The 13605-nt window shown below is 66.2% G+C and carries 12 protein-coding genes; 4 read left to right on the forward strand and 8 right to left on the reverse strand.

What is annotated here, in order from left to right; translation table 11 throughout:
* The 3 genes from CFE35_RS18190 to CFE35_RS18200 form a co-directional block, all read right to left on the reverse strand.
* Nucleotides 1-1275 carry an amidohydrolase family protein gene (locus CFE35_RS18190; protein WP_292932766.1) on the reverse strand — a complete coding sequence of 425 codons (1275 nt, stop codon included), beginning with the start codon at nucleotides 1273-1275 and terminating at the stop codon, nucleotides 1-3.
* A gap of 64 nt (nucleotides 1276-1339) precedes the next feature.
* Nucleotides 1340-1675, reverse strand: coding sequence for a gamma-glutamylcyclotransferase family protein (locus CFE35_RS18195; RefSeq protein WP_292932768.1), 336 nt, complete (start codon nucleotides 1673-1675; stop codon nucleotides 1340-1342).
* A gap of 129 nt (nucleotides 1676-1804) precedes the next feature.
* A complete protein-coding gene (locus tag CFE35_RS18200) occupies nucleotides 1805-2596 on the reverse strand; it encodes an inositol monophosphatase family protein (protein ID WP_292932769.1) in 792 nt (263 codons plus the stop codon).
* Between the two features lie 252 nt (nucleotides 2597-2848).
* On the opposite strand from CFE35_RS18200, the gene CFE35_RS18205 reads away from it, so the two are divergent.
* Nucleotides 2849-3793 carry a helix-turn-helix domain-containing protein gene (locus CFE35_RS18205; protein ID WP_292932770.1) on the forward strand — a complete coding sequence of 315 codons (945 nt, stop codon included), beginning with the start codon at nucleotides 2849-2851 and terminating at the stop codon, nucleotides 3791-3793.
* Here the strand turns inward: CFE35_RS18205 and CFE35_RS18210 are convergent.
* The 3 genes from CFE35_RS18210 to CFE35_RS18220 all read right to left on the reverse strand — a co-directional run bounded on the left by CFE35_RS18210 (nucleotide 3777) and on the right by CFE35_RS18220 (nucleotide 6528).
* Complete coding sequence (locus CFE35_RS18210) at nucleotides 3777-4328, reverse strand: pseudouridine synthase (protein WP_292932772.1); 552 nt, start codon at nucleotides 4326-4328, stop codon at nucleotides 3777-3779. The two genes, CFE35_RS18205 and CFE35_RS18210, sit on opposite strands and share 17 nt — an antisense overlap.
* Complete coding sequence (locus CFE35_RS18215) at nucleotides 4328-5482, reverse strand: cupin domain-containing protein (RefSeq protein ID WP_292932854.1); 1155 nt, start codon at nucleotides 5480-5482, stop codon at nucleotides 4328-4330. The genes CFE35_RS18210 and CFE35_RS18215 overlap by 1 nt, the downstream gene beginning before the upstream one ends.
* A gap of 110 nt (nucleotides 5483-5592) precedes the next feature.
* Nucleotides 5593-6528, reverse strand: a complete 936-nt coding sequence (locus tag CFE35_RS18220; protein WP_292932774.1) for a ribose-phosphate pyrophosphokinase — start codon at nucleotides 6526-6528, stop codon at nucleotides 5593-5595.
* A 155-nt stretch (nucleotides 6529-6683) separates the two neighbouring features.
* On the opposite strand from CFE35_RS18220, the gene CFE35_RS18225 reads away from it, so the two are divergent.
* The 3 genes from CFE35_RS18225 to gltX all read left to right on the forward strand — a co-directional run bounded on the left by CFE35_RS18225 (nucleotide 6684) and on the right by gltX (nucleotide 10227).
* The gene (locus tag CFE35_RS18225; RefSeq protein WP_292932776.1) at nucleotides 6684-8339 is read left to right on the forward strand and encodes an NAD+ synthase; all 1656 of its coding nucleotides are present in this window, start codon (nucleotides 6684-6686) and stop codon (nucleotides 8337-8339) included.
* Between the two features lie 81 nt (nucleotides 8340-8420).
* Nucleotides 8421-8840, forward strand: coding sequence for a hypothetical protein (locus tag CFE35_RS18230; RefSeq protein WP_292932777.1), 420 nt, complete (start codon nucleotides 8421-8423; stop codon nucleotides 8838-8840).
* 52 nt (nucleotides 8841-8892) lie between these two features.
* On the forward strand, nucleotides 8893-10227 hold the full coding sequence (gltX, locus tag CFE35_RS18235; RefSeq protein ID WP_292932778.1) for a glutamate--tRNA ligase: 1335 nt from the start codon (nucleotides 8893-8895) through the stop codon (nucleotides 10225-10227).
* A 67-nt stretch (nucleotides 10228-10294) separates the two neighbouring features.
* Here the strand turns inward: gltX and CFE35_RS18240 are convergent, their stop codons facing one another.
* Nucleotides 10295-10804 (reverse strand): YqgE/AlgH family protein, encoded by a 510-nt coding sequence (locus tag CFE35_RS18240; protein WP_292932855.1) that lies wholly within the window; start codon nucleotides 10802-10804, stop codon nucleotides 10295-10297.
* A gap of 47 nt (nucleotides 10805-10851) precedes the next feature.
* A complete protein-coding gene (locus CFE35_RS18245; protein ID WP_292932780.1) occupies nucleotides 10852-13599 on the reverse strand; it encodes a [protein-PII] uridylyltransferase in 2748 nt (915 codons plus the stop codon).
* Nucleotides 13600-13605: the final 6 nt, after the last annotated feature.

A 13605-nucleotide genomic window follows, 5' to 3' on the forward strand; every position in this document is an offset into this window, starting at 1 on the left:
TCAAGGAGCGGAGTGGACCACCTCGCCGCCCTTCATCACGAACGCAGGCCTTTCGAGCAGGCGCACATCGGCGAGCGGATCGCCGTCCACCGCGATGAGATCCCCGTAGCGGCCCGGAGCAATCGCACCCACATCCGCCGTCCGGTCCAGCGCTTCGGCCGCGCTGCGGGTGGCGGCCTGAATGGCTTCCAGCGGGGTCATGCCCCATTCGACCATCTTGGCGAACTGCTTGCCGTTATCGCCATTGGGATAGACGCCGCCATCGCTGCCGAACAGCAGCTTGACCCCGGCAGCATGGGCGGCGCGGAAGGTTTCGCGCTGCTTGCGGCCGATCATGCGTTCCTTGGCGAGGCTTTCCTCGAACACGCCGTTCTTCTCGCCCTCGGCCAGGATGTAGTCGTCGTTGTAGATGTCCATGTCGAGCCAGGCGCCCTTGGCTTTGGCGAGCTTGAAGCTTTCCTCATCGGCAAGGCTGGCGTGCTCGATCGTATCGACCCCACCGCGCAAGGCATCGTTGATCCCGGCGGTGCCATGCGCATGGGCGGCGACCCGCATCCCCAGCATATGCGCCTCGTCGGTCACGGCCCTGATTTCCTCAAGGCTCATCTGCTGGCCGCCAACGGTGTCGGTCTTGGAAAAGACGCCGCCGGTCATGCACACCTTGATGACCTCTGCGCCATATTTGCGATTACGGCGGACGGCGGCGCGAAACTCCTCGGGCGAATTGGCCACGCCCGGCGAAGGTGCCTTGATCGACGGCGGGAATTCGGTCGAATCGCAGTGTCCGCCGGTGGCACCGAGCGAATAGGTGGCGGGCACGATGCGCGGACCCGTGATGTAGCCCGCCTCGATCCCCTGTTTGAGCGCAACATCGTCGTAGTTGGAAGAACCGACATTGCGCACCGTGGTGAAACCCGCTTCCAGCGTGCGCTTCGCGTTGGCGACCCCGACCACGGTCCAGAAGTTATCTGTGAATTCGAGATTGCGATAGCCGCTGAAGCGCGGATCGCTGGTGAGGTGGACGTGCATGTCGATCAGGCCGGGTAGCAGCGTGCGGTTGCCGAGATCGATGGTTTCCGCCGCGGCTGGCGCGGCATCACCGGCTTTGCCGACGGCCGTGATGCGGCCATCAGTGATGATGACGGCGACATTGTCCACCGTGCGGCCAGCGAGGACATCGACCATGTGCGCGGCGCGGACCACCACCGTCTTGGCCGTGGCGGGCATGGCAACTGCCGCTAGCCCCAGTGTGATTGCCCCGATTGCGCTGCGCATGTTCGATCCCTCCGTCATGGACCAAAACCTGCTGGCATGCGCGAACCGCGCTGGCAAGGCCGCGCTAACCAGTGAGCACCGCGAGGCCGCGCGCAGCGGCGTGGGCCGCAAAATCCCCGCCGGGAACCGCCCTCAGGCCCAGCGGCGCGCGACGGTTGGGGAGATAGACGGCGGCGCGCAAGGCTCCGCCGCGGGTCTGGACGACGAGGTTAACGCGCCGGTACTCGCCGCGCGCGGGGCGGCGCGGATCGCAGTATTCCCAAGCATCGAACGCGGCGAGCACCGCGCGCGGGATCGGCCGCAATCCGCCATAGACCCAGCCGCGCACGCGCCCTGCCCCCGGCATCAGCACAGGATAGACGCCTTGGCGATCGCGGCGGAGAAACAGCGCGCCGCGCACCTAGCCGCGCCGGGGCCGGCCGTCAAGACGCGGGAGGAGCGTTTCGGTCAGGGTATTGGCGTGTTCGTGGGTCAGCGTGCCGTAGAAGAACAGGCGGCGGGGCTGGTGCATCGGATCAGCGAGCGCGCATCAGTGATGGCAGGCCAGCGCCTCGATCACGTCTTCGAGCCGGGCGGGATCGCCGAGCGCGATCACGTGGCCATCAGACCCGGCGTGGAGCGGCTCACCATTCCAATCGGCCATGGTGCCGCCCGCGCCTTCGACGATGGGGACGAGCGCGGCCCAATCGTGCAGTTTCAGGTTCGCCTCGCAGACCAGATCGAGGTGGCCGGAGGCGAGCATCGCATAGTTGTAGCAATCACCGCCCATGACCATGCGCTTGTGATCCGTCTTTGCCGCGAGGCCCATGAAGTGCGCGCCGTCATGATCGTCGAAGTAATGCGGGCCAGTGGTGGCCAGCGCGGCATCGGCCAGCAGCGTGCAGGCGCGCGTGCGCACGGCATGGCCGTTGAGCGTCGTGGGCCGCCCGATGGCGCCAACCCAGCGTTCACCGAGAATCGGCTGATCGATCACGCCGAGCACCGGGAAGCCTTCGATCACCAGCGCGATCAGCGTGCCGAACAGCGGGCGTCCGGCGAGGAACCCGGTCGTGCCGTCGATCGGATCGAGCACCCAGCTGCGGTGGGAGGTTCCCGCAGTTGCGCCAAGTTCCTCGCCGATCACGGTATCGGCCGACACTTCGGCGGCGAGGATGGCGCGCATGGCTTCTTCGGCCGCGCGGTCTGCCAGCGTGACGGGCGAGGCATCAGCCTTGCGATCGGCGGAAAGGCCGCTGCGAAAGTAGGGTCGGATCGCCGCACCGGCCGCATCGGCAAGGCGCAAGGCGAGGGCAATGTCGCGGTCCAGATCGGTGTCCTTCATCCCGCAGCAATGGCCCCCGCTGACACGTGTGGTCAAGGGGGAGCGCGCGGGTCGGAATCGCGGACCGGACGGTGCCCGACTTGCGGTGGTTACGGCCTTGGCGGACCACCATGTTTGTATTTATCAGGGGGTTTGTGTTTATTGGCAGTGATGGAACGCACACCCCGGGGGCCATGGGGTGGCTAGACAGGGCGCAAGACGGGCCTTTCATTGCTGGAAGCGCCAGTCGCAAATCGGTTTATGGGGGCATAAATGAACCGGATGAGCAGGCCTGCCATTGACCCGGCGATTGCTTCGGGCGGGGCGGCGACGCGGGATGGCCAGCCGATTTCGTATAGCCGCGCGCCGGCCAGCGATCTGGCACCGTGGATTGCGCGCCTCTACGTTTCGGTGGTCGATGCGCCTGCGGACTACGTTCTTTCCTGCGGGATCTTCAGCGATGCGGCCATGCTGCGCATCCAGTTGCGTGGGGAATGGACCGCAGAAACCGCCGACGGACGCCGCCAGATGGGCCGGGCGGCCCTCTATTTCGGCCCCCAGACGCGCCGCATGCCGATCACCGTCAAGGGTAGCTTCACCAGTGTCGGTCTTTCGTTCCGCGCGGGAGCCTGCCATGCGCTGGGCGGACTGAAGCTCGATGCCCTTTGCGACCGGCTGGCTCCGCTGGACACGCTGGGCATGTGCAACGAGGAATGGATAAGCCTCCTGCCCGAAGGCGCCTCGCCCGAAGAGTGGTGTTTGGCCATGGAAGCGGCGATGCGCCGCATGATTGCGCGCAGCGGCGCCGCGCCGCCCGATCCGGTAACTGCCTCGGTCGAAGCGGCGGCCTTCACCAATCCGGAAATTACCGTCGCGCGGCTGGCGCAGCAATGCGGCACCGAACAGCGCAGGCTGGAGCGCCTGATCCGACGCGATTTCGGCATCCCGCCCAAGCAGGTGCTGCGCCGCGCCCGCGCGCTCGACATGGCCAGCCACTTGCGCGGCGTGGCCGATCAAGAGGAAGCCGAGGCGCTGGCGCTGCGGTATTACGATCAGAGCCACCTGATCCGCGAGTTTACCGCGCTGTTTGGCATGAGCCCGCGCCAGTTCGTCGATTCGCCCCAGCCCTTGATGACGCTTTCGCTGGAAACGCGGCAGGCGCGGCGGCTGGAACTGATTGCCCGGATTGCCCCCGGCGACATCAAGCCCTGGCAGTAACCTCGCGCCATTCGCCGTGCGCGAGGCCTTCGAGCGACCATTCCCCGATCCGCCAGCGCACCAGCCGCAAGGTGGGCAGGCCGACCGCAGCGGTCATCCGCCGCACCTGACGGTTGCGGCCTTCGCGGATCGTCAGTTCGATCCAGCAATCGGGCACAGTCTTGCGGAAGCGCACCGGCGGATCGCGCGGCCAGAGCGCGGGGGGATCGATCCGGCGCACATCGGCAGGCAGGGTTGGCCCGTCTTTCAGGACGACACCCCGGCGCAAAGGCTCCAGCGCGGCTTCATCGGGATCGCCCTCCACTTGCACCAGATAGGTCTTGGCCAGCTTGTAGCGCGGATCGGCGATGCGGGCCTGAAGGCGGCCATCATCGGTGAGAAGCAGCAGCCCTTCGCTATCGTGATCCAGCCGTCCGGCGGGATAGACCCCGGGACGCTGGATGAAATCGGCCAGTGTCGGGCGGGGCGGGCCATTGGGTTCGGCGGTGAACTGGCAGAGCACGCCAAACGGCTTGTTGAACAGGATCAGCGCCATCAATCGGCCTCCTCGAACGCGAGGCTGCCCTGATGGATCAGCGCGGCGATCAGCCTGACAACCGGCATGGATTGCGCCCACTGCATGGGCGGCACCATTTCTGCCCCAGCGCACAGGCTTTCGGCAACACCGGCAACATCGCCCACGCAATCAAAGCACTGGCCATCGGCAAACAGCAGGACTGCGGCATCCCCCTGCCGGATGAACGCAAACCGGCTGGCCGGATTGCGCAGGAGCGGCGCGCCGCTCTGCAGTGACGTCTGCACCTCATCGGCCGTGGTCGGCTCTTCTGGCCGCCAATCCGCGTCGGCGTATTTGGGCAGGCTGCTGTATGCCCCGAACCAGCGGGCAAAGGCGGCGGTATCGGCCATGGCAGCGGTGGCCATCGCATGGAGCCGGCTCAGCGCGGCGGCGGTGATCTCTCCGGGATGGGCCTGCTCGGCCAGATCCGGATCGGTATAGCGATCATCCTCGGCTGCCGCGTCAGCCAGATGCTCGCTCCACCCATCGATCAGATCGCCGCGGGAAGGCGCGCGAAATCCGACCGAATAGGTCATGCAATCATCACCGACCGCCACGCCGTCATGCGCAAAACCGGGCGGTACATAGAGAATATCGCCCGGCTCCAGCACCCAATCTCCGGTCGCGTCGAAATCGGCAATCAGCCGCAGATCATCGTGCGGCAGCAGCGGCGTATCCGCACCGCAGCGCGGCCCCACGCGCCAGCGCCGCCGCCCAAGCCCCTGCACGAGGAACACATCATATTGATCGAAATGCGGCCCGACCCCGCCACCATCGGAGGCATAGCTGACCATGACATCATCGATCCGCCAATCGGGCACGAAGCGGAATGGCGCGATCAGCGCAGCGACTTCGGGGACGTGGTGATCGACCGCCTGCACCAGCAAGGTCCACGGTGCGGTTTCAGCTTGCGCGAAGCGGGCTTCGGAGAACGGACCGCTTTCCATCACCAGACCAGCAGGCCGGCGCGTGATGAGGCGGGATTCGATGCCCGGTTCATCGCAGGCAAGGCCCGCCAGTTCATCCGGCTCCAGCGGGTTAACCCAGTTTGCCCAGGGATTGCGGATGAGCAGCGGGCGCTTTTGCCAGTGATCCCGCAGGAACCCGGCAATATCGAACTGGGCGAAGTGCATGGGCGCGGTCATGGGCCTGCCGGCCGCGCCTGTCAAAAGGGGCGCACCAAAACTGGCGCAGTGTCCCGACCCCCTCCCCCGTCAGGGAGAGGGCCGGAACCTCGGAAAACTCAATCGAACAGGCTGGAAACCGAGCTTTCATCGGCAATGCGGCGCACGGCCTCGCCGATCAGCGGGGCGATGGTGAGCACGCGGATACGGTCCGACGCCTGAGTCGCTTCGGTCGGCAGGATCGTGTCGGTGATCACGAGTTCCTTGAGCGCCGAATTGTTGACCCGCGCCACCGCGCCGCCGGAAAGCACGCCGTGGCTGATATAGGCAGCAACGCCCGAAGCGCCGCTATCGAGCAGAGCCTGCGCCGCGTTGCACAGTGTGCCGCCCGAATCGATGATGTCGTCGATCAGGATGCACATGCGGCCCGAGACATCGCCGATGATGTTCATTACTTCGCTCTGGCCCGGACGATCACGACGCTTGTCTACGATGGCGAGCGGCGCATTGTCGAGCCGCTTGGCCAGCGCACGGGCGCGGACCACGCCGCCAACGTCGGGCGAGACGACCATGAGATCCTGACCGCCGTAGCGCGTCTGGATATCGGCGGCCATGACCGGCGCGGCAAACAGGTTGTCGGTCGGGATATCGAAGAAGCCCTGGATCTGCCCGGCGTGCAGATCGACCGCGAGGACGCGGTCTGCGCCCGCCGTGGTGATCAGGTTGGCGACCAGCTTCGCCGAAATCGGCGTGCGCGGGCCGGGTTTGCGGTCCTGCCGGGCATAGCCGAAATAGGGGATGACCGCCGTGATCCGCTTGGCCGAGGCGCGGCGCAGCGCATCGGTGCAGATGAGGAGTTCCATCAGGTTGTCGTTGGCCGGATAACCGGTCGACTGGACGATGAACACGTCTTCGCCGCGCACATTCTCGTGGATTTCGACGAAGACTTCCTCGTCGGCAAAGCGGCGGACCGAAGCTTCGGTCAGCGGCAGTTCGAGATAGGCAGCGATGGCGCGGGCCAGCGGCAGGTTGCCGTTGCCGGACATGATCTTCATGGGCTTCCCCGAGTCCCTCAAATCTGGGCGATGGGAGGGGCCTTAGCCCAAGATGACAGCATTGCAACGTTGGGACACAGGGTTTTGCACCAATGGTGGTCCTTGAACTGCCCTGCCCTTGAACTATTTGGCCAATGCCGCCTAGGGTCAGCGCCATGCCCGATACGCTCATCATCACGCTCGCCCAGCTCAACCAGAAAGTCGGCGATCTTGCCGCCAATGTTGCGGGGATGCTCTCCGTGCGAGAACGCGCGGAAGGGAGCGACCTCATCGTCTATCCCGAAATGCAGCTGATCGGCTATCCGCCGGAAGACCTGATCCAGAAGCCCGCGCTGATCGAGCGTGCGGCGATCGCGCTGGAGGCCCTTGCGGCGGCGACGGCGGATGGGGGGCCCGCCATGCTGGTCGGCTCGGTCTTCGTGCGCGACGGCGCGCTGCACAACGGGGTGGCGCTGCTCGATCAGGGCAAAGTGGCGGCGGTGCGCTTCAAGGTGGAGCTGCCGAACTACGGCACTTTTGACGAGAAGCGCTATTTCCTGCCTGGCCCGCTGCCCGAGCCGGTGCCGTTCAAGGGCGCGATGCTGGGCCTGCCGATCTGCGAGGATATCTGGCAGCCCGATGTGTGCCGCCATCTTGCCGCGCAGGGCGCAGACATCTTCCTGTGCATCAACGGCAGCCCTTACGAGATCGACAAGGACGAACTGCGCATCGACGGCGTGGCCAAGCGGCGCGCGATCGATACGGGCATTTCGCTGGCCTATCTCAATCGCGTGGGCGGGCAGGACGAAGTGGTGTTCGACGGGGCGAGCTTCGTGGTCGGCCCCGAAGGTGCGCTGTGGGTGCAGATGCCGGACTGGGAAGAGGCGGTGGTCGATACCGTGTGGCAAAAGACCGGCAACCGCTGGCGCTGCCAGCCGGGCGTGGTTTCCGAACTCGCAGAGCATCCCGAGGATATCTATTGCGCGATGGTGCTCGCCCTGCGCGACTATGTGAACACCAACAAGTTTCCCGGCGTGGTGCTGGGTCTTTCGGGCGGAATCGATTCGGCGATCTGCGCGGCGATTGCGGTCGATGCGCTGGGGCCGGAGCGGGTGTGGTGCGTGATGATGCCGAGCGCCTATACCAGCGCCGAGAGCCTTGAGGACGCCGAGGCTTGCGCGAAGATGCTGGGCGTGCGGCTCGATACCATCCCGATCAGCCCGGCAGTCGATGCCTTTGCCGAGATGCTGGCTCCGACGTTCGAGGGCAAGCAGCCAGACCTGACCGAGGAAAACCTGCAATCGCGCATTCGCGGCACGACACTGATGGCGCTTTCCAACAAGTTTGGCCCGATGCTGGTGACGACCGGCAACAAGAGCGAGATGAGCGTCGGCTACGCGACGATCTACGGCGACATGAACGGCGGCTACAACCCGCTGAAAGACGCCTACAAGACGACCGTGTTCGCGATCTCGCGCTGGCGCAATGCGGCCCGGCCGAAGATCGGGCTGGGGCCGGATGGGATGGTGATGCCCGAACGGATCATCACCAAGCCGCCGAGCGCCGAACTGCGCCCGGACCAGAAGGATTCGGACTCGCTGCCCGATTACGCCGTGCTCGATGCGATCCTGCTCGGGCTGGTGGAGCACGAGAAGAGCGTGGACCAGATGGTGGCGGAAGGGTTCGACCATGCCACCGTGGCGCGGATCGAGCGGCTGCTGAATGTGGCCGAATACAAGCGGCGACAGGCTCCGCCGGGGGTGAAGCTGGGGATGCGCAACTTCGGGCGTGATCGGCGCTATCCGATCACGCATGGGTTCCGCACGGGCTGAGACTTATTGCGAACGATTCGCATTGACGGCCTCAAGACCTGTGATAGCTTGCGAATCGTTCGCAACTAGACAGGCCCAGCCATGACAGCGCTTACCCGATTCGCACCGACTATCGCGGCGCTTGCCCGTCCGCCCGCGCTGCACGCGCAAGGTGCGGCAGCGCAGGACCTAGTTCAGGCGTTCCGGCTCTGCGCGCTTGCCGCGCGGGATCGTAGCGATCCGCTACCGGCACTGGCGCTGCGCATGAGCAATTGCGAGGCAGCCTATGCCGTGCATGACCTTGTTCAGGTGGTGATCCGGGTATGGCCAGAGCCTTTCGTCGTCGGCCGCGCCTGCTGCCAGCGTCTTTCGCCCGATGAGGCGACACTGGCGCAGCTCGCGGATGCCGGGCAGCGGCGGGATCGCGATGCGTTTGGCGCAGCGATTAAGGGCCTGATCCGCGCCGACCGGCACGAACGGTTGTGGGATGCATTTACCCACCCCCTGATGCTGATGCGCTGATCCCAAAGCACCGCGCTTGTCCGGCCCTGCCCGCCCGCTATAGGCGAAGGCTATGTCAAAGACCCCCGTCACCACTCGCTTCGCGCCCTCGCCCACGGGCACGCTTCATGTCGGCAATATTCGCACGGCGCTGCACAACTGGTTGCTGGCGAAGCGGAGCGGCGGGCGGTTTCTGCTGCGGATCGACGATACCGACGTGGCGCGCAGCCGCGAGGAGCATGTCGTGGCGATCCGGGCCGATCTTGCGTGGCTGGGACTGCACCCGGAGCGGGAGGAGCGGCAATCGGCGCGCTTTGCGATCTATCAGGCGGCGTTTGATCGGCTGGTGGCGGCGGGGCGCCTCTATCGGTGCTATGAGACGGCGCAGGAACTGGACCTGAAGCGCAAGGTGCTGCTGGGGCGCGGGCTGCCGCCGATCTATGATCGCGGGGCGCTGGCGCTGACCGAGGCGGATCATGCGGCGAAGGCGGCGGCGGGCGAGGCACCGCACTGGCGCTTTCTGATGGATCACGAGACGCCGATCGAATGGGTGGACGGCATCCGGGGGCCGCAGCACTTCGATCCCCGGCAGATGTCTGATCCCGTGGTGCGGCGGGCGGATGGCTCGTGGCTCTATATGCTGCCTTCGGTGATCGACGATATCGAGATGGGCGTGACCGAGGTGCTGCGCGGGGAGGACCACGTTTCCAACACCGCGACGCAAGTGCAGATGTTCACCGCGCTGGGTGCCCCGGTGCCGAACTTTGCGCATGAAGCGCTGCTGACGGGGGCGGAGGGCAAGCTTTCCAAGCGGCTCGGCTCGCTGGGCGTGGCCGAGATGCGCGAGAGCGGGATCGAGCCCGAGGCACTAATTGCGCTGCTGGCGCGGCTGGGGACGAGCGATCCGGTGGACGCGGCGCTGGATGCCGATGCGCTGGCCGAAAGCTTCGATCTGGGGCGCTTTGGCCGGGCACCGGCGCGGTTCGATGATGCGGAACTGGCGCGGGTGAATGCGGCGGTGATCCACCGGCTGCCATTTGCGCGGGTTGCGGAGCGACTGCCGGAGGGCATGGGCGAAGCGGCGTGGGAGGCGATCCGGCCAAACCTCAGCACTGTGGCCGAAGCGGCGGAGTGGTGGCGCGTGGTGACGGGGCCGATTGCGGCACCGGAGTTCGATGAGGAGACGCGAGCGTTTCTGGATCAGGCCACGACGGAAGCCGCGGCCCTCGATTGGAGCCTTGATCCGTGGACTGCACTGACCGGGGTGCTCAAGGAGACGACCGGGCGCAAGGGCAAGGCGCTGTTCCTGCCGCTGCGGCAGGCACTAACGGGTATGGACCACGGGCCGGACATGAAGGCGCTGCTGCCGCTGATCGGGCGGGATGAGGCGGTGAGAAGGCTCGGTTGAATTTACCCCTCCGTCAGCCCTTCGGGCTGCCACCTCCCCATTTGTGCTGCGCAAAAATGGGGAGGAACTAGGCGCGGCCGGTCTGGCTGACGAGGTGGGATGGGTCGATGCCTTCGGCGCGCCAGGTGGCGGGCCAGCGGGCGCCCACCGGGGTTTCGAACAGAATCTCGCTGTGCCCTCTCGCGGCGTACCAGCCGTGCTGGCGCATTTCGCCTTCAAGCTGGCCTGCGCCCCAGCCGGCATACCCCAGCGCGACGAGCCATTTCGACGGGCCGCGCCCTTCGGCGATGGCGCGCAGCACGTCCATCGAGGCGGAGAGTGCGCAGAGCGGGCTGACTTCGACCGACCCGCTGCCGCCCCAATCGGTGCTGTGGAGCACGAAACCGCGCGAGGTTTCCACCGGGCCGCCATTGAGCACGGGGCCATCGGGCACACCGCCCGGATCGATGCCGACATCGCTGAGCAGGCTGTGCAGCGTGACACCTTCGCGCACGCTGCCGATACCGATGCCGAGCGCGCCGTGTTCATCGTGGACGCACATCGCGATCACCGCGCGTTCGAAGCGGGGATCACCCATGCCGGGCATGGCGAGCAGGATGCGGCCCGCAAGATACTGTGCTTCGGTCACGCCGCTACAGCCTTGGTGCGCCGGTCCTCCGCCGCTTCGATCAGGCGCTTTTCGACCGCGCGCAGGCGGCTTTCGGCCTCGAGCTTCTCGCCCAAGAGGTCGGTCACGTAGAACGTATCGACCGCGCGTTCGCCATACGTGGCGATGTGGGCAGAGTGGACCACCAGCCGCGCTTCGAACAAGGCGCGGGCAAGGCTGCTGAGAATGGCGGGGCGATCCCGCGCGCCGACTTCGATCACGGTGAAGCGGTTGGACGCCTTGTTGTCGAAGATGACGATGGGCTGTACTTCGAACGCTTCCGCTCGCGGGCGGGCCGAGGGGCGCGCGGCGAGCTGGGGCAGAAGCTTGACCCGGTTGGCGAGCGCATCGGCAATCGCGGTCTTGAGCCGGGCGATCTGTGCGGGTTCGTTGAGCGGACGGCCGAGCGGATCCTGCACGAGGAAGTTGTCTACCGCGAGGCCATTGCGCGCGGTGTGGATGCGCGCATCGATGATGTTGCCGCCGGCAAGGTGGATGCCCCCGGCGATCCGATAGAACAAGCCAGGGTGGTCTGCTGCCAGTACGGTGACGAGCGTGGCCCCGCGCGCGGGATACCAGTGCGCCTCCACCGTCAGCGGCTCATCGAGCGAAAGGTCCATCTGCTGGAGATTGAGCGCGATGATGTCCTCAGGCTCCGCGATCCAGTAGGCATCGCCGAGCTGGCGGCCCACGGTGCCGATCAGCGCGTCGCGCTCCTTGAGCAGCGTGGCGACCGCGCGTTTCTTGGCGGCGATGCGTTCGGCCCGGCCATGCTGCTTGTGCCCGAGGCGCAGGACTTCCTCTGCCGAGATGAACAGATCACCCAGCAGCTGGCGCTTCCATGAGTTCCAGATGCCGGGGCCGACCGCGCGGATATCGACGATGGTGAGGACGAGCAGGAGGCGCAGCCGCTCCTGGCTTTGCACGCGCCCGGCGAAATCGGCGATGGTCTTGTAGTCCGCCAGATCGCGCTTGAAGGCGGTGGCGCTCATCAGCAGGTGCCAGCGCACCAGCCATGCAACCATCTCGGTTTCCGCAGGGGACATGCCGAGCCGGGGGCAGAGCTTCATCGCCACTTCGGCACCGAGGATCGAATGATCGCCGCGCCGCCCCTTGGCGATATCGTGGAGCAAGGTGGCGACATAGAGCACGCGGCGCGAGGCGACCTTGGAGATGACTTCGGTGGCCAGCGGGTGCTGCTCGGTCTCTTCGCCCTTTTCGATGCGCGAGAGCAGGCCGATGGCGCGGATCGTGTGCTCGTCCACCGTGTAGTGGTGGTACATGTCGAACTGCATCTGCGCGACGACGCGGCCGAAATCGGGCACGAAGCGGCTGAACACGCCCGCCTCGCTCATCCAGCGCAGCACCGTTTCGGGATCGTGGCGGCTGGTGAGCAATTCCATGAACATCGTGTTGGCGCGCGGATCGCGGCGCACCGAGGCATCGATCAGCCCCGCATCGCGGCGGGCGAGGCGCATCGCTTCGGGGTGGATCTCCAGCCCCTCGCGGTCGGCCACGAGGAATATCTCGATCAGCCGGACGGGATCGCTGCGGAAGAAATCATCGCCATCGGCACCAAGCTTTTCCGCCTGGATCGGGAAAGCGCCGATCTTGCGTTTGCGGCGGCCGCGCAGCGCGGCGAAGAAGCCGACCTTGGTCTTGGCGAACTGCTCGTCCAGCTGGGCGAGGAACATGCCGGTGAGCGAGCCGACCTGCGTGGCCTGGATGAAGAAGTACTGCATGAAGCGTTCGACCGCGCTTTTGCCCGGACGATCGGCAAAGTTCATGCGCAGCGCGACTTCGCGCTGGAGATCGAAGGTGAGGCGATCCTCGGCGCGGCCGGTGACGGCATGGAGATGGCAGCGCACCGACCAGAAGAAGCTCTCCGCCCGGCGGAAGGCGCGGTATTCGGCGGCGGTGAGCAGGCCGACACCGACAAGCTCGCTGGGATCGCGCACTTTGTGGATGTATTTGCCGATCCAGTAGAGCGTGTGCAGATCGCGCAGGCCGCCCTTGCCTTCCTTGACATTGGGCTCGACGACATAGCGGCTATCGCCCAGCTTTTTGTGGCGCTCGTTGCGTTCGGCCAGCTTTTCCGCGACGAACTGCCGCTCGGTGCCGGTGACGACTTCGGCCCAAAAGCGGCGCGAGCCTTCTTCATAGAGCGCGCGGTCACCCCACACGTAGCGCCCTTCGAGCAGCGCGGTGCGGATGGTGAGATCGCTGCGCGCCATGCGCACCATTTCATCGAGCGAGCGGCTGGACTGGCCGACCTTGAGCCCGAGATCCCAGAGAAAATAGAGCATCGCCTCGATCACCTGCTCGCACCACGAGGTCGGCTTGATCGGGGTGAGGAAGGCGATGTCGACGTCGGAATGCGGCGCCATTTCGCCGCGCCCGTAGCCGCCGACCGCGACCAGCGCGATGCGCTCGCCCGTCGAGCGGTTGCTAGCGCGGTAGACATGGCCGACGACGTGATCGTGGATCACGCGCACGAGCTGATCGACAAGGAACGCCTGCCCCTGCGCGCATTCGGTGCCGTGCGAAGGCTTTTCGCGCAGGCGGCGCGCCAGTTCCTCGCGCCCGGCGGCTAGCGCCTCGCGCAGCAGCTCGACGATGGCGGGCCGCGCCTTGTCACCTTGCGCCGCGACGCGCTCGGCAATGGCATCGGCGAGCGCACGGCGATCCACGATGGCGCGCTGGTTGGGAATCCGGGGGGCAAGCATAGCCCC

This window comes from Novosphingobium sp. PASSN1, from assembly GCF_002278815.1.